At 41.5% G+C, this 19,685-nt stretch carries 20 protein-coding genes and 1 pseudogene; 6 read left to right on the top strand and 15 right to left on the bottom strand.

Annotation, left to right across the window (positions count from 1 at the left end):
- Position 1: 1 nt before the first annotated feature.
- From EL242_RS08470 to yacG, 3 genes are read left to right on the top strand one after another with little or no spacing between them, the layout of a single operon-like run.
- A complete protein-coding gene (locus EL242_RS08470) occupies positions 2-658 on the top strand; it encodes a prepilin peptidase (RefSeq protein WP_126302229.1) in 657 nt (218 codons plus the stop codon).
- A 35-nt stretch (positions 659-693) separates the two neighbouring features.
- Positions 694-1,332, top strand: a complete 639-nt coding sequence (coaE, locus tag EL242_RS08465; RefSeq protein WP_126302228.1) for a dephospho-CoA kinase — start codon at positions 694-696, stop codon at positions 1,330-1,332.
- A complete protein-coding gene (yacG, locus tag EL242_RS08460) occupies positions 1,314-1,499 on the top strand; it encodes a DNA gyrase inhibitor YacG (protein ID WP_126302227.1) in 186 nt (61 codons plus the stop codon). Before coaE ends, yacG begins: the two co-directional genes overlap by 19 nt.
- A 1-nt stretch (position 1,500) precedes the next feature.
- Here yacG and holA read toward each other — a convergent pair whose 3' ends face one another.
- From holA to EL242_RS08425, 7 genes and pseudogenes are all read right to left on the bottom strand, one after another.
- Entirely contained in the window at positions 1,501-2,526 is a 1,026-nt protein-coding gene (gene holA, locus EL242_RS08455; protein ID WP_126302226.1) for a DNA polymerase III subunit delta, read from the bottom strand.
- A 42-nt stretch (positions 2,527-2,568) separates the two neighbouring features.
- Positions 2,569-3,057, bottom strand: coding sequence for an LPS assembly lipoprotein LptE (gene lptE, locus EL242_RS08450; RefSeq protein WP_126302225.1), 489 nt, complete (start codon positions 3,055-3,057; stop codon positions 2,569-2,571).
- A 201-nt stretch (positions 3,058-3,258) separates the two neighbouring features.
- Positions 3,259-5,844: a leucine--tRNA ligase gene (gene leuS, locus EL242_RS08445; RefSeq protein WP_126302224.1), complete on the bottom strand. Its 2,586-nt coding sequence runs from the start codon at positions 5,842-5,844 to the stop codon at positions 3,259-3,261.
- A 112-nt stretch (positions 5,845-5,956) separates the two neighbouring features.
- Positions 5,957-6,085, bottom strand: a pseudogene (locus EL242_RS11620) (excalibur calcium-binding domain-containing protein); the annotation flags it as partial.
- A 462-nt stretch (positions 6,086-6,547) separates the two neighbouring features.
- Complete coding sequence (gene serS / locus EL242_RS08435; protein ID WP_126302222.1) at positions 6,548-7,855, bottom strand: serine--tRNA ligase; 1,308 nt, start codon at positions 7,853-7,855, stop codon at positions 6,548-6,550.
- Between the two features lie 63 nt (positions 7,856-7,918).
- Positions 7,919-8,398 (bottom strand): SsrA-binding protein SmpB, encoded by a 480-nt coding sequence (gene smpB, locus EL242_RS08430; RefSeq protein ID WP_126302221.1) that lies wholly within the window; start codon positions 8,396-8,398, stop codon positions 7,919-7,921.
- Positions 8,399-8,539: 141 nt separating this feature from the next.
- Positions 8,540-9,949, bottom strand: a complete 1,410-nt coding sequence (locus tag EL242_RS08425) for a YcjX family protein (protein ID WP_126302220.1) — start codon at positions 9,947-9,949, stop codon at positions 8,540-8,542.
- A 60-nt stretch (positions 9,950-10,009) separates the two neighbouring features.
- Here EL242_RS08425 and EL242_RS08420 point away from each other — a divergent pair, with 60 nt between their 5' ends.
- Positions 10,010-10,861 carry an inorganic triphosphatase gene (locus tag EL242_RS08420; protein ID WP_126302219.1) on the top strand — a complete coding sequence of 284 codons (852 nt, stop codon included), beginning with the start codon at positions 10,010-10,012 and terminating at the stop codon, positions 10,859-10,861.
- 36 nt (positions 10,862-10,897) lie between these two features.
- On the opposite strand, the gene EL242_RS08415 is transcribed toward EL242_RS08420, so the two are convergent.
- The 4 genes from EL242_RS08415 to EL242_RS08400 form a co-directional block, all read right to left on the bottom strand.
- On the bottom strand, positions 10,898-11,374 hold the full coding sequence (locus tag EL242_RS08415; RefSeq protein WP_126302218.1) for a hypothetical protein: 477 nt from the start codon (positions 11,372-11,374) through the stop codon (positions 10,898-10,900).
- A complete protein-coding gene (locus EL242_RS08410; protein ID WP_126302217.1) occupies positions 11,371-11,529 on the bottom strand; it encodes a YoaH family protein in 159 nt (52 codons plus the stop codon). The genes EL242_RS08415 and EL242_RS08410 overlap by 4 nt, the downstream gene beginning before the upstream one ends.
- A gap of 16 nt (positions 11,530-11,545) precedes the next feature.
- Entirely contained in the window at positions 11,546-12,274 is a 729-nt protein-coding gene (truC, locus tag EL242_RS08405) for a tRNA pseudouridine(65) synthase TruC (protein ID WP_126302216.1), read from the bottom strand.
- Positions 12,275-12,427: 153 nt separating this feature from the next.
- A complete protein-coding gene (locus tag EL242_RS08400; RefSeq protein WP_126302215.1) occupies positions 12,428-12,739 on the bottom strand; it encodes a YqcC family protein in 312 nt (103 codons plus the stop codon).
- Positions 12,740-12,826: 87 nt separating this feature from the next.
- Here EL242_RS08400 and trpCF point away from each other — a divergent pair, with 87 nt between their 5' ends.
- Positions 12,827-14,263: a bifunctional indole-3-glycerol-phosphate synthase TrpC/phosphoribosylanthranilate isomerase TrpF gene (gene trpCF / locus EL242_RS08395; protein ID WP_126302214.1), complete on the top strand. Its 1,437-nt coding sequence runs from the start codon at positions 12,827-12,829 to the stop codon at positions 14,261-14,263.
- 225 nt (positions 14,264-14,488) lie between these two features.
- On the top strand, positions 14,489-16,489 hold the full coding sequence (mnmC, locus tag EL242_RS08390) for a bifunctional tRNA (5-methylaminomethyl-2-thiouridine)(34)-methyltransferase MnmD/FAD-dependent 5-carboxymethylaminomethyl-2-thiouridine(34) oxidoreductase MnmC (protein WP_126302213.1): 2,001 nt from the start codon (positions 14,489-14,491) through the stop codon (positions 16,487-16,489).
- Between the two features lie 37 nt (positions 16,490-16,526).
- Here mnmC and lpxA read toward each other — a convergent pair whose 3' ends face one another.
- The 4 genes from lpxA to EL242_RS08370 are packed head-to-tail and all read right to left on the bottom strand — an operon-like array spanning position 16,527 to position 19,658.
- Entirely contained in the window at positions 16,527-17,321 is a 795-nt protein-coding gene (lpxA, locus tag EL242_RS08385) for an acyl-ACP--UDP-N-acetylglucosamine O-acyltransferase (RefSeq protein ID WP_006248427.1), read from the bottom strand.
- Between the two features lie 33 nt (positions 17,322-17,354).
- Positions 17,355-17,813 (bottom strand): 3-hydroxyacyl-ACP dehydratase FabZ, encoded by a 459-nt coding sequence (fabZ, locus tag EL242_RS08380; RefSeq protein WP_006248428.1) that lies wholly within the window; start codon positions 17,811-17,813, stop codon positions 17,355-17,357.
- Positions 17,814-17,841: 28 nt separating this feature from the next.
- Positions 17,842-18,867 (bottom strand): UDP-3-O-(3-hydroxymyristoyl)glucosamine N-acyltransferase, encoded by a 1,026-nt coding sequence (gene lpxD / locus EL242_RS08375; protein WP_006248429.1) that lies wholly within the window; start codon positions 18,865-18,867, stop codon positions 17,842-17,844.
- Complete coding sequence (locus EL242_RS08370; RefSeq protein ID WP_021280403.1) at positions 18,867-19,658, bottom strand: OmpH family outer membrane protein; 792 nt, start codon at positions 19,656-19,658, stop codon at positions 18,867-18,869. The genes lpxD and EL242_RS08370 overlap by 1 nt, the downstream gene beginning before the upstream one ends.
- Positions 19,659-19,685: the final 27 nt, after the last annotated feature.

The raw sequence follows: 19,685 nt of genomic DNA, 5'->3' as shown, positions 1-19,685 counted from the left end.
GATGTTAATACTGTTTTCCCTCTTCGCTGCGGTTTGGCTCAAGGCGGAGATCCCTCGATTTGCCATTAGAGTCAATCGCCAAATTTACCAAGAAACGATTTCATTGCTGAATATTGGCTTAACCGAACAACAGTTTTTGACTCAATCGTTGCTACAACCGAAACAGCCCCAATCGGCAAATCTATTTTTTCTCCTTTTCCCATTAATTATGCTTTGCTCGGAAAACCCGATTATCGGCACGATTTTTATTCTGCTCTGTTTTTTATCACTGTTAGATATGTGCTATTACCTAACGGATATTCGCTATCTTGTGCTTATTTTTTTGTTGGTGTTATGGGAGAGTTTAGCCGATTTCCAACACCAAACTTTTACCTTTACCCTTGTTTTTTGCCTGTTGATTGGCTGTGTATCACAGCTTGTGTTTAAAAAGGAGGCATTTGGCTACGGCGATATGTTGCTATTGGTTGCGTTATCCCCACTCTTTCGGCTCGAAAAAATGCTCTTATTGATATTAACCGCTTGCTTGCTAGGGATTGGATATTTCTTGGTTTATTGGATAATGAAAAAGCAGAAATTAGCAAAATTGGCGTTTATTCCGTTTATTAGCACAGCGATGTTGCTGGTGCTAATGCTTGAAAGCAGGGGGATTAATTACTAGAATTGAGTTGTTTTCATTTTGAGGAATTAATTTTTATGACTTACGTTGTAGGATTAACCGGTGGAATAGGTAGTGGCAAAACCACAGTGTCTGATTTATTTTCAGCTCTTGGGGTAGAAGTGATTGATGCTGATGTAGTGGCTCGCCAAGTCGTTGAACCAGGTACACCGCTTTTAGCCAAGATTGTAGAACACTTTGGCGAAGAGATTTTAACGGCAGAAAAAGCATTAGATCGCACTAAACTCCGTCAAATTGTGTTTAACAATGAACAGGAAAAAAACTGGCTCAATAATTTGCTTCACCCAGCCATTCGAGAAGAAATGGTAAAAAAATTGCAAGAATCGGCCGCTTGTTATGTGATTTGGGTTGTGCCACTACTAATTGAAAATAAACTCACCGAATACTGTGATCGCATATTGGTTATTGATGTTTCGCCTGAAATCCAACTGGAAAGAGCAACCAAACGTGATAGCAGTAAAATTGAAACCATTAAAAATATTATGGCAGCCCAAGTCAGCCGAGAGGAAAGACTTAGCTATGCCGATGATGTGATTGAAAATAATCTACCGCTTGAAGAAGGTTTGGCGTTGCTTGAACAGCAGGTACAAACGTTACATAGAAACTATTTAGACTTAGCAAAATTAAAGGATACAGAATGCCGGAAACCATCGTAAATTGCCCGACTTGTGAAAAAGAAGTGGTGTGGAGTAAAGAAAGTAAATACCGCCCGTTTTGCAGTGAGCGTTGTCAGCTCATTGATTTAGGGGATTGGGCGGCGGAAAAGCATAGTATTGCGAGTGTGGAAGAAACACTGTTTAGTGAGGATTTGGAAAAGTATTGATTTATGCAAAATTAGCGGAGAAACGTTCCAGCTCTTGCCAAATATCATCGCTAAATTCTTGTTTCACCTTACGCTCTAATTCAGCAAGTTGTTGGATTAGGGCGTAAAGTTTTTGGTAAGTTAGTCGTTGAGCGATCTGGTTGTAAAAAGGTCTGCGGTTTTGCCATATCTTCAAGCGGTCAAATTCTGTTCGTAAATTACCGATAAAAAGCGGTTGTTCGCTGGAAATCACGGCAGTAGGGTTCCGTGTGATTTCGAGCAAAATCATCAACTCTTTTTGCACAATTCTTAATAAAACGACCACTTGTACTTCTTCATTTTGCAGATGGTGCAAAATGCGTTGAGCTCTTTGGATTTTCCCTTCAAATAACGCATCAATCCATTGAAAAGGGGTAAATTGGGCAGAGTGTTCAACCACTTCTTGGGCTTTTGTCAGCGTGATTTTTCCATCAGTCGCATTGAGTTGTAGCAGTTGTAATGCCTGTTTAAGAGCCAGTAGATTGCCTTCATAGCTATAACAAAGCAGTTGGGTTGCTTCATTTTCAATCTGCAAATTCATCGCTTTGGCTCGATGACTTACCCATTGCGGGAGCTTGCTAAGTTCCGGTGTTTGGCAGTTAATTTGCACGAGGTTTGGCTCAATTTGCGTGAACCAAGCCTGTTTTTCCATTGCTTTGGAAAATTTAGGTAAGTGCAGAATAAAGAGTAAGTCACTATGAATAAAGGCACAAAGCTCAGCCAGTTTTTTAAACTGTGTTGCTGTGGGGGACTCCGGAAAATTCAGTACCATAATTTGGCGTGCAAAAAACAATCCCATTGATTGAGCGGCTTCGAAAAGCTCTTCCCAGTTGGTGTCGTTTTTGATTTCAACTTCTTTTTTTTCATCAAAACCGTTGAGGCGGGCGGTGTGAATAATGGCATCTTTGGTTTCATTCACCAATAGAAGATCATTCCCTGTTAATAGATAAAAGGGCTGCAGGCCTTTGTTTAATGAAAGTTGAAGTGTTTCCGGAAAGATTTTTTGCATATAGATAAACAATGGGCGAAATATATTTCGCCCCTACAATGATTATTTTGAAAGTTCTTTTTTTAAGCCCGCCATTTTGATAATTAATTGGCGAGAGGCTTGCTCATACATATCTTTCATAATCATCTCTTTTTCAGCAGATTTTGCCAGTGCTGCACGAGAATCATCAAAGAATGTACGATGAACCGAAACTTCTAATGGGTATTGCCCTTTATTTGGAATATCGGCAATCGCATCAACCTTTAGTGTTAAGATTTTTTCTGCTTCACGGGCTTGTTTAAATACAGAAACCACCTTACTATCTGTTGAGGTTGAAACCAAACGTAGTTTTGCCACATTAGCAGAGCTTGGCACTAATTTTACATCGCTTAGTTGTAACTGATTGCGTAAAATTCGAGACATTTCACTGTGTTGATCTGCACTTTCAAAGGTTAATGTTCTGAGCGATTCAGGTAATACTTCATTGTTTTTAAAGTGCCAACCGCAGGCGGTAAGAGCAAAAACAGCAATGAGAGAGAGTTTTTTAATCATAATGAGATTTCCTTGTTTATTTTCCCTCTCCCCTTGTGGGAGAGGGACGGTTTTTTCTTCGTTTAGAAGAAAAAGCAGGGAGAGGGGAGTCTGTTTTTTGCAAAATTTTCCAAGAAAATAACCGCTTGTACCCTCTCTCTGATAAATATTTCTGCACGAAATATTTATCGGTCTCTCTCCCATAAAGGGAGAGAGTGTTTGTTACGCCTTAACCGCAAAGCTCAACATTTTAAATGGAACGTAGATTTCTTTTACAATCTGCTGACCATCTAAGAATTTAGCCACGTTTGGATCGGCTTTGGCGATGGCTTTAACTTCATCTTCCGTGGCTGTGGCTGAAACAGTAATTTTGCCACGCACTTTTCCGTTTACTTGTACCACCACCAATTTTTCGTCTTCCACCATAGCGGATTCATCGGCTTGTACCCAAGGGGCAAAATCAATAGTTTGCTCATTACCTAACATTTGCCATAACTCAAAGCAGATATGTGGCGTGATTGGGTAAAGCATACGCACCACCGCACTTAAAGCTTCTGCCATTACCGCTTTATCTTGCTCGGTTTCAAGCGGGGCTTTGGTGAGCTTGTTCATCAATTCCATCACCGCAGCAATCGCTGTATTGAAAGTTTGACGACGACCAATATCATCACTCACTTTCGCGATGGTTTTGTGTACATCACGGCGAAGTTCTTTTTGAGCTTTGTCTAAGGCATTCACGTCTAATGCAGCCGTTGCCGGATTTTGAGCATAGCTATACACTAAATTCCAAACACGACCTAAGAAACGTTTTGCCCCTTCAACGCCGGATTCTTGCCATTCTAATGTCATTTCCGCAGGGGAGGCAAACATCATAAACAAGCGAACCGTATCAGCACCGTATTTTTCCACCATTTCTTGTGGGTCGATACCGTTGTTTTTCGATTTCGACATTTTGGTCATACCGCTGTGAACCAGCTCACGCCCTTCAGGATCGGTTGCTTTGATGATACGACCTTTCTCATCACGTTCTAAGGTGACTTGTGTCGGGCTAACCCAAATACGCTCGTTAGTCGGGCTGGTGTAGTAGAACGCATCGGCAAGCACCATACCTTGACACAACAGTTTAGTCGCCGGCTCGTCCGAATTTAAAATGCCTGCATCACGCAATAATTTATGGAAGAAACGGAAGTAGAGCAAGTGCATTGTAGCGTGCTCAATACCGCCGATATATTGATCGACCGGTAGCCAGTAGTTCGCCTCGTCTGAATCTAACATTCCTTCGTGATATTGCGGGCAAGTATAGCGTGCGTAGTACCAAGAGGATTCCATAAAGGTATCGAAGGTATCGGTCTCACGCAATGCCGGTTTGCCGTTGTAAGTGGTTTTCGCCCATTCAGGATCCGCTTTAATCGGGCTTTGCACACCGTTCATTACCACATCTTCCGGTAGAATCACCGGCAAATCTTGTAATGGAACGGTAACAACTTCGCCTTCTTCTGTCGTCATCATTGGAATTGGAGCACCCCAATAACGTTGGCGAGAAACGCCCCAGTCACGCAGACGGAAGTTTACTTGGCGTTTACCTACGCTCATTGCTTCTAATTTATCGGCAATTGCATTGAAAGCTGCATCAAATTCTAAGCCGTCAAACTCGGCGGAGTTGATTAATTTACCGTGTTCGGTGTAAGCCGCTTTGCTGAAGTCCCACTCTGAACCATCAAGCGGTTGAATTACCTGATTAATTTGCAAATCGTATTTTTGTGCAAATTCAAAGTCACGCTCATCGTGAGCCGGAACCGCCATTACCGCACCTGTGCCGTAGTGCATTAACACGAAGTTAGCAACCCAAACCGGCACTTCTTTGCCTGTTAAGGGGTGAATGGCGAATAAGCCGGTTGCCATTCCTTTTTTCTCCATGGTGGCTAATTCTGCTTCTGCTACTTTGGTATTTTTCGCCTCACGAATAAATTCAGCCAATGCCGGATTATTTTGTGCAGCTAATTCTGCTAATGGGTGAGCAGCAGCAATCGCCACATAGCTTACGCCGAAGAAGGTATCCGGACGGGTAGTGTAAACCGGTAATTCTGCATTTGAACCGGCAATTTTAAAGGTGATTTCTACCCCTTCGGAACGACCGATCCAGTTGCGTTGCATGGTTTTTACTTGATCCGGCCATTGTGGGAGATTATCTAACTGAGTTAATAACTCTTCAGCATAGTCTGTGATTTTGATAAACCATTGCGGAATTTCACGCTGTTCCACTGGGGTGTCACAACGCCAGCAACAGCCTTCGTGTACTTGCTCGTTGGCAAGCACGGTTTCATCATTCGGACACCAGTTTACGGTTGAGGTTTTTTTATACACCAAGCCTTTTTTATAAAGCTCTGTGAAGAACCATTGCTCCCATTTGTAATATTCCGGACGGCAAGTGGTGACTTCACGATCCCAGTCATAAGAGAAGCCCAACATTTTAAGCTGACCTTTCATATATTCGATGTTTTCGTAAGTCCATTTTGCCGGTGCGGTATTATTTTTCACCGCAGCACCTTCCGCCGGTAAACCGAATGCGTCCCAACCCATTGGCTGTAATACATTTTTACCGATCATTCGCTGATAACGAGACACTACATCACCAATGGTGTAGTTACGCACGTGCCCCATATGTAGCTTACCTGACGGATAAGGCAACATTGAAAGGCAATAATATTTCTCTTTGGTAACGTCTTTAACTGCTTTAAAAACTTTATTTTCTGCCCAATAACGCTGAACCTTAGGTTCAATCTCACTTGGGTTATACTGCTGTTGCATAAAATTTAACCTTTAAATTTAACTGAAAAAATTGCCGATAGGATACCGCAAAAACGCCTTTTTTTGAATGGCAAGCGGTGGAATTTAGCTGGTTTTTTGCAAATTTTTGCTATTAGCCACATATTGACTCACAAGGTATTCCATCTCGATCTCTATCTAAGCTTTTTATGCCACATTGGCGTAAATAAAATTTAGCCTCAGCACAGTTATTCATTTCTGAACAATATCGTTTTCCCCCACATTGTAATGATGTTGCTGGCTTTTGAGTATTTCTAGAGTTTAGTTGTTTTGTGTTTGTCTTTGGTTTTACTTTAGTTTGTGAAGTAGATAATGTTTTGGCTGATTCTGGGTGATTTATTTTCTTAGAATAATTTTGTTTTTGATTATTTGAATTTAAGGGGATCTCTTTTGTAGATATAAGAACATCTTTCTCTTTTTCCTGATCGTTTATTAGAGATGAATTTTGAGCTGGTTTAGATGGTGTATCTATTGATTGCACTAATGATTGAGTTTGTGTAGAGCTCCCTTTTAAAGGTTCTTTGGAATCTCCACCAATACATTTAGATAGTCCGCTGGCAACGAAGAGTATTAGCATAAAGCCCCCTATATTGCCTGAACCTTTTATTTTTCTACGTCTTGCCATATAGCCTCCATAAACAAAAAAACCAACCCCATTTCTGAGATTGGTTTCATTTATTAATTATTAAGCTGCAATTACTTCCAAACCACCCATATAAGGTCTTAACACCTCAGGTACAGTAATAGAACCGTCCGCATTTTGGTAGTTTTCTAGCACAGCAACCAGTGTACGACCAACCGCTAAACCCGAGCCGTTTAAGGTGTGAACCAAGCGAGTTTTCTTGTCGCCTTTGGCTTTGCAGCGGGCAGACATTCGGCGGGCTTGGAAATCCCACATATTTGAGCAAGAAGAAATCTCACGATAAGTGTTTTGTGCCGGTAGCCACACTTCTAAGTCGTAGGTTTTTGCTGCACCAAAGCCCATATCACCTGTGCAGAGTAGCACTTTACGGTATGGCAAGCCTAAAAGTTGTAATACTTTCTCAGCGTGGCCGGTTAATTCTTCTAAGGCTTCCATTGATTTTTCAGGGGCGACAATTTGCACCATTTCCACTTTTTCAAATTGGTGCATACGAATTAAACCACGAGTATCACGCCCATAAGAACCGGCTTCCGCACGGAAACAAGGGGTGTGAGCGGTATAACGCAGTGGCAAGCTGTCTTCATCAATGATTTCATCACGCACTAAGTTTGTTACCGGCACTTCAGCGGTTGGAATTAAACCGAATGGGCGTTGCACCTCGTTTGGATCTTGTCCTGTTAATGGTTGGGTATGGAATAAATCCTCGCCAAATTTTGGTAGCTGACCTGTGCCATAAAGGGTATCGTGATTGACTAAAAATGGCACGTTAGTTTCCACATAGCCGTGTTGCTCGGTGTGTAGATCCAACATAAATTGAGATAATGCACGGTGTAAGCGGGCAAGTTTACCTTTCATCACTACAAAACGGCTGGCGGTTAATTTAACGCCGGCAGCAAAATCTAAACCGTTTAAGTTTTCGCCAAGGGTAACGTGATCTTGAACTTCAAAGTCAAATTGACGTGGTTCGCCCCAACGTAATACCTCTAAGTTCTCGCTGTCGTCTTTACCGAGTGGTACTTCGTCTGCCGGTAAGTTTGGTACAGAAAGCAATAACTCACGGATTTCTGACTGTACTTTATCCAATTCTACTTTTGCCGTGTCTAATTCATTGCCCATTGAATCTACTTCGGCTAATAAAGCTGAAATATCTTCGCCACGAGCTTTTGCCGCACCGATGTTTTTGGAGCGAGTGTTGCGTTCTGCTTGTAAGGTTTCGGTTTTAACTTGTAGCGTTTTACGCTGTTCTTCAAGGGTTTTTACTCGCTCTATATCTAAAATGAAATTACGTTTGATTTTAAGAGCTGCAGCAATGTCTTCTAAATTGGTACGAAGTAGGTTTTGGTCGATCATTTTATGTTCCTTAGTTTAAATTTGTTTTTCACTCTCTCTTTATGGGAGAGAGTAATTATTCATTTAGCCACGATTGGCATTTTTCATAATACGCTGTTTAGCCACTTGCCATTCACGGTCTTTAATATCTTCACGTTTATCGTGCAGTTTTTTACCTTTGGCTAAGCCGATTTTTACTTTCACCCACGCATTTTTCCAATACATTGAGGTGGCAACAATGGTATAACCTTCACGATTGACTTTACCGAACAGTGAGTCTAACTCACGTTTATTCAGTAAAAGTTTTCGGGTGCGGGTTGGGTCGCTGACAATATGAGTGGATGCCATATTCAAAGGCGTAATCATTGCCCCAAACAAGAAAGCTTCGCCATTGCGAAATATCACATAGCTATCGCTGATATTGCCTTTGCCGGCACGCAATGCTTTGACTTCCCAGCCTTGTAGCTCTAAGCCGGCTTCAATTTCATCTTCAATGAAATATTCGTGTCTGGCACGTTTATTTAATGCAATCGTATTTGATGCAACTTTAGGTTTTTTTGCCATAATTTTAAAAGTCTTATAAAAATTCCTTAAATTCTACCCTAAACAAGCTAAACAGTGAACAACCAAAGGGCGGAAAGGTTTACAAGCGGTCAAATTTGCTGAATTTTTTGCAAAAAACCAGAGAAAAATCACCGCTTGTAATTACTCAAACATATCCGCCAATAAAAATTGTAGCACTGAATCCATTCTGAGGTGTGGAATCGGTTGGTCGTAGGCAATTTGTTTGGGCTCGAATTGATCAAATTCAAAACGGTTAAATTGCCAGTAATGCTTATCCGGTAAACGGCTTGGCACTGTGCCGGGGTAGAGCGTGACTTGTTTTCTGTCGCTGGAACGAATCCCTCTTATCGCTTTAATAACTTTATCCTGCTGAGTCACTTTCACCGCATCGGTCGCTTGAATTGAGGAAATCGCTAAATAGCCGGTTTCAATGCCATCAAATTCCGCGTGTCTTCCACCTTCTTGTACTAATTGTCGCATTAGGCTTTCTAAATTTGGCACTTGGTCGCTGGTAATGTGATCCGCTTTTGTTGCGATAAACAGCAGTTTGTCAATATTTGATGAAAACAGGCGGTGGAATAGGGAACGATTGCCATAATGGAAATGTTTAAACAGTTGCTGTAACCCCAATTTCATTTCCATAAATTCATTGTAGCCATAATTTAACGGCGTAAGGCAGTCTGCCAGAATCACTTGGCGGTCAAATTGCGAGAAGTAATCTTCATAAAACGGCTTGACGATTTTTTTCTGGTAATGCTCATAGCGTTTTTTGAGAGTATGGAAAACACTGTTTCTGTCGCTTTGTTCCAATTTCTCCCAATCCGTTTCGCTTAAATCTAATAACGGAAAAAATTGGAAAACCGGTGCACCTTTGGCATTTTCGGTTGGTAGTACAAACCGCCCCGGTTGAATATATTGCATGCCTTGAGCTTTGCAGGCGAGCAAATAATCGGTGTATTGTTGGCTGAGTTCTGCCAGTAAATTTTCATCGGTTTTTGCAAAAAGATCGATTTTTTTAACCGCTTGTAACCAAGGCGTGGCAAGCTCTGCACGCTCATCTTTATGCACATTTTGTTGCGTTTGCGACCACTCTTTATAGGAAAGGGAGAGCAGGGGTAAATCTAGCAACCATTCGCCCGGGTAGTCGAAAATATCCAAATAAAGCGTGCCGGTTTCCTTAATATGACGCAGCAGAGAATGTTGCCGTTGGTAGCGAATTGCAAGGCGAATTTCGCTGATGCCGGTAGTTGAATTTGGCCAACAGGGTGGCTGGGCTTCAAAACATTGCCGGTTTTTGTCATATTCAAAACGAGGAATAGTTAAATCCCCTTGCTCAACGCGTTTTACCGATAGAATCTGCCCGTGGCGTGCCGGCGCAAACAGGTTTAAATGCGAATTACCACCTTTGTTGATATGCAAAAGCTGATCAACCAAGCTGGTAATAAACGCGGTTTTGCCACTACGGCTTAAGCCGGTAACGGCAAGACTTAAGTGGTTGTCGAGTCCACGCTGGACAAAGTTATTCAGTTTGTGGTGAATTTTTGAAAACATTTTGCAAAATTTATTGATAAAATAACCGCTTGATTATACAACGTTGCAGGGGCGTGTGAAATGGAAAACCAAAAACAAGCAGAAATCGAACTGAAAATAATGTTGGAACCGCAGAATGTGGCGTTAGTGGAAAACTACTTGAATCAAACCACTCCATTCCCTGTGCTTGCTCATCAAACGGAATTGTTAGGCAACACCTATTATGATACGCCGGCACAATTTTTTGCCTCACAAAAAATGGGGTTGCGAGTGCGTTCTGTGAATCAACAATATGAAATCACACTAAAAACGCAAGGGGAAATTGTAGGCGGTTTGCATATTCGCCCGGAATATAATTTAGCCTTACCCAATAGCCAGCCGGATTTTCAGACATTAGTGGAAAAATACAGGTTGCCGTTTGAAAATTCAAAGCAGATTGCAGAAAGCCTGCAAGCGACTTTCAGCACCGATTTCATCCGTAAAACTTGGTTGGTGAAAGTAGGGCAGTCTGAAATTGAGGTAGCGTTAGATCAGGGCATTATTAAAAATCATTTTGGTGAAGAGCCGATTTGTGAATTGGAATTTGAAATCAAGCAAGGAAATCTGAGCGATTTGTTTACCTTAGTTGAGGCAATGCCAAAAGCGGATGGGATGTGGTTGAGCAATTTAAGCAAAGCCCAGCGAGGTTATTTGCTCGGACAAGCGGTTAAATTTGAGCAAAAAATTGTAACCGCAATGGTGGGGGAAAATAGTGAAAAATTAGCTCAATTATTGGCTGATTTTATTCGTGTTGGCAATGAAAACTCAGAAGTGCTGGTACGTTTTAGTCAATCCTCTCAGCAAAAATTTAGCAGCTGGCAACAGGCGAGAGCCTTTGTGAAGAGTAAAGATTATTTGCTGCACAATTTAACCAATTTAAAAACAATGATTTAGCAAAAAGCCACAGAGGGTTACTCTGTGGCTTTTAAGTTATTTAGTGATTTCAAATGCTAAACCTTTGAACACTTGGTCTTTGATTTGCACTTCCAGTTTGTATTTTCCAATCGGATCGGTTTGGTCAAAACTCCAGCAACGGCTTACAGATTGGTTATTGTTGCTTTCTACTAAAGTCACAATAGTGTGGTTTTTATTATCAGCAGATGAATCAAATTGTGAGCCCGGTGAAACTAATGTTAGTGCTGCCGGGGCATAGAATGCTTCTACAATATTTACCTTGCCCTGTAGCGGAATATTGACACTTACCCAGCAGAGGCGATTTTGTTTTTTGCTGATAGAAAGCGTGTTGCCTTGGATGGGGCGGGCTACTTTGCCACTCATGTCAAACACTTGTAATGCAACTGCTGGCTTTCCCTCAAAAGGGATGGGTTTTACGACAGGTTTGTCTGCTGCGGCAGTGGCATAGCCGGCTGCCATGACTAGAGTAAGCAAGGTGCTTAATTTTTTCATTTTTGATTCTCCGATTGTGCGTGTTGTTGGCGTAATTTATTGGCAATGATTTGAATTGCCTCGCCGGCACTGATGCCTTGTGACATCAGTTGCTGAATTTCTTCTACGGCGGCTTGTTGCTGCTCGTGTGTCAGTGATAAAAGTGAATTATCCATATAATATGCCTTTTGTCTAACAAAATTGGGTAAAGTTCCAGTCAAAAAATGTAAAGAGGCGTTGCCATTGCTCATCAAGCGGTGCAATTATCTCGATTTTTTGCAAGGTTTCTGGGTGCTGAAATTGCAATTTATGAGCGTGTAGCATCAAACGACTTACGCCCGATCTCTCCGCCAAAGCACGGTTTTGGTGCAAATCGCCATATTTGCTGTCTCCCATAATCGGATGAAACAGGTGTTTCAGGTGGCGGCGAAGCTGGTGTTTCCGTCCGGTTTTAGGGCTAAGTTCAACCAAACTATAACGAGCGGTTTGGTGTTTGCCGACAGCGTAAGGCATTTCAACTGTTGCTAAGCCTTTATAATCAGTAATGGCTGCTTGTGCCTCTTTTTCTTGTGAAAATTTATCCGCAATTTTATCTAAAATCACTTTAAGCGGATAATCAATTTGTGCCGAACCTTGTAAATAGCCACGCACCACCGCCAAATAAGTTTTTTGTACTAGGTGTTGTTCAAACTGCTCGCTCATTATTCGGGCGGTTTCGCTGTTGAGAGCAAAAAGCAACACACCCGAGGTTGGGCGGTCAAGGCGGTGAATCGGAAAAACGTGTTGCCCGATTTGATCCCGCAGGGTTTGCATTGCAAACACCGTTTCGTGTTTATCTAACCAAGAACGATGCACCAACATTCCGGCAGGTTTGTTGATGGCGATAAGCGAGTTGTCTTGGTATAAAATATCTAAGGTCATAATACATTAAGTATAATTTATCAAATCTCTATGATGGCGCAAGCGTCCTCGCTTGTGCCAAATTTTGATTAATTAACCGTTAAAATTAGTACCAGCGTGGACGCTGGCACTATCAACGAATTTGTCAGATTAATAAAAGAACTGAGAGAGAAGTTAATCTTTCAACAACTGTTCCAAGCCTAATAGCGGTTCGCAAATCGCTTGTAAATAACCTTCGTTTTTCAATGCCTCTTCTAAATAAGGGGTGATTGCAAAATTGCGAGGTAAATCAGCATTTGCATCTAAAATGGCTCGCATTCTGGGAATAAAAATCCATTGTAGCCATTGGGTTGGGATTAAGGTTTCCACGCAGAAAGGTTGCTCATTGGCTAAGGCTTCAGGGCTTGGTGGTGTCGCCTCCCAAAGTTGATTAACTCTCAGGGAGATTTCTAAATCAGATAAATGCTGTATAACTTGTGATTTCATCTTAGTTTTGCTTGTGAAATGAGACTTTTTCGGGTAAAAATAAGGGCAGATTTTACCATTCAAACCGATTTCGCTCTAGGAATTTATATGCAAAATACCGTTCAAGATAACGCTCAACCAAACCAACCGACGATTTTACAAAAGATCGTACAAGATAAAGCCATTTGGGTGGCACAAAAAGAGCAAGCCTTTCCGTTAAGTGAATTTCAGCACAAAATTGTAAAAAGCGACCGTGATTTCTATGCGGCTCTTGCCAAAGGCACACACCAAGAACCGGTTTATATTTTAGAATGCAAAAAAGCCTCACCATCAAAAGGGTTAATTCGTGCTGAGTTCGATTTAGACAGTATTGCTCAAGTGTATAAAAATTATGCTTCGGTGATTTCGGTCTTAACCGATGAGCAATATTTCCAAGGTGATTTCCGTTATATCGATCAAGTTAAACGACAAACCACGCAGCCGATTTTGTGTAAAGATTTTATGATTTCGGCATACCAGGTTTACCTTGCCCGTTTTTATAATGCTGATGCGATTTTATTGATGTTGTCGGTAGTAAATGATAAAACCTACCGTGAGCTTGCCACACTGGCTCACGAGCTGGGAATGGGCGTTTTGACTGAAACCAGCACGGAGGCTGAATTTGAACGTGCCTTAGCCTTAGGGGCGAAGGTAATTGGCGTTAATAACCGTGATTTGCACACGCTCACGATTGATATGAACCGCATTGTGCGTTTGGTGGAAAAATATCAAGCCCAAATTCCGGCTGATGTCTGTTTGATTTCAGAATCGGGCATTAACGATCACCAGCAAGTGAAAAACATAAAGCCGTATGTCCACGCTTTTTTAATTGGTAGCAGTTTAATGGGAAGTGCGGATCTTAATAATGCGGTGCGGGCGGTGATTTTTGGTGAAAACAAAGTGTGTGGCTTAACCCGTGTGCAAGATGTGAAAGCAGTTTATGAGCAGGGGGCATTATATGGCGGTTTGATTTTTGCCGAGGGCTCGCCTCGCCAGCTTTCACTTCGCCAAGCCCAAGAATTGGTAGTGAATGCACCGTTGCGTTATGTGGGGGTGTTCCAAAATCAAGCTGTCGAATTTGTGGAAAAAATGGCAAAACAGCTTGAATTATTTGCGGTTCAATTACACGGTTCAGAAGATGAGCAATATATCGCGGAGTTGGCAGAAAAGCTGGGTAGCAAAACCCAAATCTGGAAAGCCATATCGGTTGATGTGGAGGCTGAAAACGTGGCATTTACCGATAATCCGCAGATTGCCCGTTATGTGCTAGACAGCAAAGTAGGCAATCAGCAAGGCGGCACAGGCAAAACCTTTAATTGGGCGTTGATTCCGGAGGTCTTAAAACAAAAAGCGTTATTGGCAGGTGGCATTGGCACTGAGAATATTGAGCAAGCCCTTGCTCAAGGCTGTGCCGGCTTAGATTTAAATTCCGGCGTAGAAAGTGCCAAAGGCGTAAAAGATTTGCAAAAATTGACCGCTTGTTTTAGCAAAATTATTCAAGCATAGGATTCAAAGCGATTGAAATTATGCTAGAATGAAGCGGTTTTAATCATAATTAACAATGAGGATTGTAAAATGGGTACTTTTGGTTATTCAATGCTAACGGTTGTAGGCGCACTTGGTATGATCGTTATTTTTGCCAGCAACATTTTCTAATATTGGTACTATTGAACTGGTGTGAAACACGGAAAATCTTGAGGTTTTCCGTGTTTTGTTTTTTAAGGGGATATGATGGGTAAACTGACTTTTGCGACACTTACATTTAATGATGCAGATACACCGGTGTCGGCGCAATTTGATGATATTTATTTTTCCACCCAAGATGGTTTGGCGGAAAGTTACTATGTGTTTCAAGAAGGTAACCAACTGTGGGAAAAGTGGCAATCTCACCCGAAAGAGGCTTTTGTTATTGCGGAAACCGGCTTTGGCACGGGCTTGAATTTTTTAGCCGTTGCTGACAAATTCCAACAATTTCGGGCAGCATTTCCGCAAAGTAAACTACAACGGCTCTATTTTATTTCATTTGAGAAATTTCCTCTGACGGCTAGCCAATTAGCTGATATTCACCAACGCTATCCGCAATTTGCAACATTATCTGAAAATTTAACCGCTTGTTGGCAGCCTCGCCAAATAGGTTGCCAACGTTATCATTTTGAGCAGGTTTATTTAGATTTATGGTTCGGTGAGATCGCTGAAAACTTACCCCAATTAGGCGATCTTTATAGCGGCACGATTGACGCTTGGTTTTTAGATGGCTTTTCGCCTGATAAGAACCCCGAAATGTGGAACGAACAGTTATATCGCCAAATGTTTCGATTAAGTGCGAATGGCGGTAGCTTTGCCACTTTTACCGCCTCAAGTATGGTCAGACGAGGGCTGGAAGCCGCAGGTTTTGCAGTGAAAAAACGCAAAGGATTTGGCAAAAAACGAGAAATGCTTTGGGGCGAGAAACCGTTAGATAGCCAAGTTTCCGAGCCTAATTACCCCTATTTTTATGCCAAAAATGAAACCGCTGATGACATTGCGATTATTGGTGGTGGAGTAGCGAGTTTCTTCGTTGCGTTATCGCTGTTAGAAAAAGGCAAGCAAGTTACGCTGTATTGTAAAGATGAAACCTTGGCAATGAATGCTTCAGGCAATTTACAAGGGGCGATTTATCCGCAGTTGAGTGATGATGACCAGCGAAATGTGCGATTTTATATTCATAGTTTTGATTATGCGTTGCAACGCTTACAACAACTGAAATCCAATATTGAGTTTGAGCATAATTTAAGTGGAGTAGTGCTTTATGCCTATAACGAGAAAACGGCTAAAAAGCTGGAAAAAATAGCGGAGCAGACGGCTGATGAGACCTTATTAAAATCTTGCTCAGCGGCAGAATTAAGCGACAAATTAGGCTTAAGCGTGCTAAACAAGGGAGCATTTATTCCACAAGGTGGTTGGCTTTCACCGGTACAACTTGTTAGAAATGGCTTTGCTTGGTTGGAGCAGAAAGGTTTGAAGATTGTATTGAATCACAAAGTTGAGAATTTAGCCTTTTCTAATAGAATGTGGCAATGGCAAGCAAAAGGAAAAACGGTTCGACACCAAGCGGTTGTGCTGGCAAATGGGCATACGTTGAATGAATTTAGCCAAGCAAATGGCATTCCGTTGTATCCGGTGCGAGGGCAAGTGAGCCAAATTCCGACTACAAGTCAATTACAAAAATTGAAGTGCGTGCTTTGTTATGATGGTTATTTAACGCCGATTTCTACTTCGGGCATACATTGCATTGGAGCAAGCCATATTCGGGATAATGCAGAAACCGAGTTTAGTTTATCGGAGCATTGGGAGAATATTGCAAAACTTCAGCAAAATGTAACCGCTTGTGAGTGGACGAAAGGAATTGATTTATCTGAAAATAAAGCCAAAGTCGGTATTCGTGCGGCGTTTCGTGATCGTGTACCGATGGTTGGGGCAGTGCATCATTTTGAGCAGCAAAAAAGCCAATACGCTAATTTATATAACCAACTAAGGCGGAAACAAGCGGTCGAAAATGCCGACATTTTTACCAATCTGTATATGGTAAACGGCTTATCTTCTCGAGGTTTGACGACAGCGCCACTTTTAGGTGAGTTGCTTGCGAGTTTGATTACAAATGAGCCTGTGCCAATGAGTGAAGATATTTGGCATAACCTTAGTCCAAATCGAGCTTGGATCCGAAAATTGCTGAAAGGTTCGACGGTCGCTTGATAAAACAAACCCCGAATTGATTTCGGGGTTTCGTTTCTTAACGGATAATACCACGGGTAGAACGTTTGAAGAATTGTTTAAAAATAGCAATTGCAGGTTCTGTTGCTGCAATTTGCTCAATTTCTACTAGGCACTCTTCCAATGTTTTTCCGCTGGAGTAAATCAGTTTATAGACTTTGCGAATAGCGTGCATAGTTGGTTTATCAAAGCCACGACGTTTTAACCCTTCAAAGTTAATACCAAATGGGCGTGCGTGGTTACCTTGTGCCATGACATAAGGCGGTACGTCTTGGCTGACCATTGAACCGCCTCCAAGCATAACGTGTGAACCAATCACAACGAATTGGTGAATGGCGGACATTCCTCCCACAATCACGAAATCATCTAGGGTAACGTGACCTGCCAGCGTACCATTATTGGCGATAATACAACGGTTACCGATAGAGCAGTCGTGTGCGATGTGGGTGTTGATCATAAATAAGTTATCATCACCGATTTTCGTCACGCCACCGCCTTGTACTGTACCTCGGTGAATAGTAACACTTTCACGAATACGGTTACGATTACCGATCACCACTTTGGTTGGTTCGCCTTGGTATTTTAGATCTTGATTAATTTCACCAATGCTGGCAAATTGGAAAATATGGTTATCTTCACCAATTTCAGTCATACCGTTAATGACAACATTTGAGTGAATTTTTGTTCTCGCCCCGATTTTGACATCTTTACCGATGACTGAAAATGGACCAATTTCAACGTGAGCGCCAATTTCAGCACCTTCTTCAATGATGGCAAGCGGGCTAATTTTTGCGGTTGAATCAATTAGACGCATAGTTTGTTCCCTCTAGTTTGGGCTTATATCGAATTATTTACGGCGAGCGCACATTAAATCTGCTTCACAGACTAATTTGCCATCAACGTATGCTTTACCGGTAAATTTAGTAATACCACGTACTTCTTTAAGAAATTCAACTTCAAGTTGAAGTTGATCACCCGGCACAACCGGTCGCTTAAAGCGAGCATTGTCAATTGCAGCAAAATAGTAGAGTTCGTCTTCACTTAACTTACCATAAGTGGCAACGGCTAATACGCCAGTTGCTTGAGCCATTGCTTCAAGAATCAATACTCCTGGGAAGATTGGTGCGCCAGGAAAATGCCCGGTAAAACAAGGTTCATTGAAGGTTACATTTTTAATGGCTTTTAACCATTTCCCTTCTTCATAATCGGTTACGCGATCAACTAACAGGAAAGGGTAGCGATGCGGTAACATATCCATAATTTCGGTTACTTCAATAATATTTGGCTCACGATTTTCAGTTGTCATTTCTGTCACTTTAAGACCTCTAATAAAATTAATCGTTAAAACGTTTTTCTAACGATTTTAAGCGTTTATTCATTTCATCAATATTCATTACAAGTGCTGCGGTTTTACGCCACTCTTTGTTAGTTTGTAATGGAATACCTGATGAGTAAATTCCTTTTTCTGTAATTGGGCGCATAACCATGCCCATACCGGTAATTATGGCACCATCACAGATTTCCATATGACCGTTGATAACACTTGCTCCACCAATTTGGCAAAAGCGACCAACTTTCAGACTGCCTGCCATAATGACGCCGCCGGCAACGGCAGTGCCAAAACCAATGTGTACATTATGGGCGATTTGGCAAAGGTTATCAATAATCACATTATCTTCGATTACGGTTGGATCTAATGCACCCCGGTCAATACAAGTGCAAGCACCAATTTCAACACGATTACCGATAATCACACCACCGGTTTGTGGGATTTTAATCCATTGCCCTTTGTCATTCGCATAGCCAAACCCATCACTCCCGATAACCGTTGAGGATTGAATCAAGCAATCAGCACCGATTTGTACATTGTGATATACCGAAACATTTGCCCAGAGTTGGGTTCTTGCCCCGATTTTACTGTTTTTTCCCACAAAACAGCCTGCACCGATCACGGCATCATCGCCCAATTCTACGCCACTTTCAATAACGGCATTTGCCCCTACCGATACGTTATTACCCAGTTTAGCTTCAGGTGAAATCACCGCACTTGGGTGGATTTCGCTCGCTGCTTTCGGAGTAGAATCCATATATTGAGCCAGTTGAGCATAAGCAACATACGGATTGGCAACGATGATAAGATTTTGATCTGCTCGGCAAAATTCCACATCTGCCGGGCTGACGATAATAGCTCCAGCATTGCAAGCGGTCAAATTTTCCCGATATTTTGCATTTGAGATAAAGGTAATTTGCGAGCTGTCGGCTTTATCTAAAGCAGCAATACTTTGAATAGCCAAATCGGCGTTACCCCTAAGAGTACCGCCGATATGCTCCGCTAAATCAATTAAACGGAAATTTGCCATTATTTTTTCGCTTCTTCTGGTTTAGTTTCTTCAGCTTTGGTTTCTTTTTCTGTAGCTGGTTGAGCTTCAGTTGCAGGTTTTTCTATTTTAATTTCCGGATGTTTTTTAACAATAGCATCAAGTACTGCTTCAGTAATATCTTTACCTTCATCTTCAGCATAAAGTGCTACTTGTGGTTGTAATACTAAAGTGTAACCTTTCGATTTTGCGATCTCTTTAATGGTTGCATTTACTTCATCAACCGCTTGTTTTTGCGCTTCTTGTGGGTTAATGCCACCATTTTCTTTATTTGCTTGTTCAATACGTTTTTGGAATTCATCTGCACGTTTCTGGAAGGCTTCTGCTTTTTTTGCAAAATCAGCTTCACGTTTTTGAATTGCTGTTACTTTAGCTTGGAATGCGTTTGCTTCTTTTTGAATCGCATTTTGACGTGCTTGAATCTCTTTTGAACGTAAGCGAGGTGCATCTTTCTCTAATGCTGCAACTTTTTTCTTGATAGAAGCTTCTACATTTTTTTGTTCATTTTGTAATTTTTGAGCATCTTCATTAATTTTATTGCGCTCAGCCGTTAAGGTTTTATTTTCATCTGCTAATTTTTTTTCATCAGCAGCAAATTTTTCTTGGCTTTCTTTCATGAATTTATCAAATTTTGCCGAAGCATCTAATAATACAGGGTGGTTTTGTAATACATAGCTTGGGTCTACAAAACCAATTGTATCTGCAGCATTTGCGATTCCTGTTGTAGCGGCTAAAGCTACCGCTAAGCCAGTCATTTTAAATAATTTTTTCATTTGTTTTCCTTGTATGAACAGTTTTGA

Source organism: Mannheimia haemolytica (genome assembly GCA_900638155.1).
Taxonomy (GTDB): Bacteria; Pseudomonadota; Gammaproteobacteria; order Enterobacterales; family Pasteurellaceae; genus Mannheimia; species Mannheimia glucosida.
Note: the sequence above shows the minus strand (reverse complement) of the source record. Positions and strands in the feature narration are given on the sequence as shown.

Excerpts from the sequence above, each read along its gene's own strand:
- EL242_RS08470 (WP_126302229.1), top strand. The coding sequence starts at position 2 with ATGTTAATACTGTTTTCCCTCTTCGCTGCGGTTTGGCTCAAGGCGGAG.
- coaE (WP_126302228.1), top strand. The coding sequence starts at position 694 with ATGACTTACGTTGTAGGATTAACCGGTGGAATAGGTAGTGGCAAAACC.
- yacG (WP_126302227.1), top strand. The coding sequence starts at position 1,314 with ATGCCGGAAACCATCGTAAATTGCCCGACTTGTGAAAAAGAAGTGGTG.
- holA (WP_126302226.1), bottom strand. The coding sequence starts at position 2,526 with ATGCAAAAAATCTTTCCGGAAACACTTCAACTTTCATTAAACAAAGGC.
- lptE (WP_126302225.1), bottom strand. The coding sequence starts at position 3,057 with ATGATTAAAAAACTCTCTCTCATTGCTGTTTTTGCTCTTACCGCCTGC.
- leuS (WP_126302224.1), bottom strand. The coding sequence starts at position 5,844 with ATGCAACAGCAGTATAACCCAAGTGAGATTGAACCTAAGGTTCAGCGT.
- serS (WP_126302222.1), bottom strand. The coding sequence starts at position 7,855 with ATGATCGACCAAAACCTACTTCGTACCAATTTAGAAGACATTGCTGCA.
- smpB (WP_126302221.1), bottom strand. The coding sequence starts at position 8,398 with ATGGCAAAAAAACCTAAAGTTGCATCAAATACGATTGCATTAAATAAA.
- EL242_RS08425 (WP_126302220.1), bottom strand. The coding sequence starts at position 9,949 with ATGTTTTCAAAAATTCACCACAAACTGAATAACTTTGTCCAGCGTGGA.
- EL242_RS08420 (WP_126302219.1), top strand. The coding sequence starts at position 10,010 with ATGGAAAACCAAAAACAAGCAGAAATCGAACTGAAAATAATGTTGGAA.
- EL242_RS08415 (WP_126302218.1), bottom strand. The coding sequence starts at position 11,374 with ATGAAAAAATTAAGCACCTTGCTTACTCTAGTCATGGCAGCCGGCTAT.
- EL242_RS08410 (WP_126302217.1), bottom strand. The coding sequence starts at position 11,529 with ATGGATAATTCACTTTTATCACTGACACACGAGCAGCAACAAGCCGCC.
- truC (WP_126302216.1), bottom strand. The coding sequence starts at position 12,274 with ATGACCTTAGATATTTTATACCAAGACAACTCGCTTATCGCCATCAAC.
- EL242_RS08400 (WP_126302215.1), bottom strand. The coding sequence starts at position 12,739 with ATGAAATCACAAGTTATACAGCATTTATCTGATTTAGAAATCTCCCTG.
- trpCF (WP_126302214.1), top strand. The coding sequence starts at position 12,827 with ATGCAAAATACCGTTCAAGATAACGCTCAACCAAACCAACCGACGATT.
- mnmC (WP_126302213.1), top strand. The coding sequence starts at position 14,489 with ATGGGTAAACTGACTTTTGCGACACTTACATTTAATGATGCAGATACA.
- lpxA (WP_006248427.1), bottom strand. The coding sequence starts at position 17,321 with ATGCGTCTAATTGATTCAACCGCAAAAATTAGCCCGCTTGCCATCATT.
- fabZ (WP_006248428.1), bottom strand. The coding sequence starts at position 17,813 with ATGACAACTGAAAATCGTGAGCCAAATATTATTGAAGTAACCGAAATT.
- lpxD (WP_006248429.1), bottom strand. The coding sequence starts at position 18,867 with ATGGCAAATTTCCGTTTAATTGATTTAGCGGAGCATATCGGCGGTACT.
- EL242_RS08370 (WP_021280403.1), bottom strand. The coding sequence starts at position 19,658 with ATGAAAAAATTATTTAAAATGACTGGCTTAGCGGTAGCTTTAGCCGCT.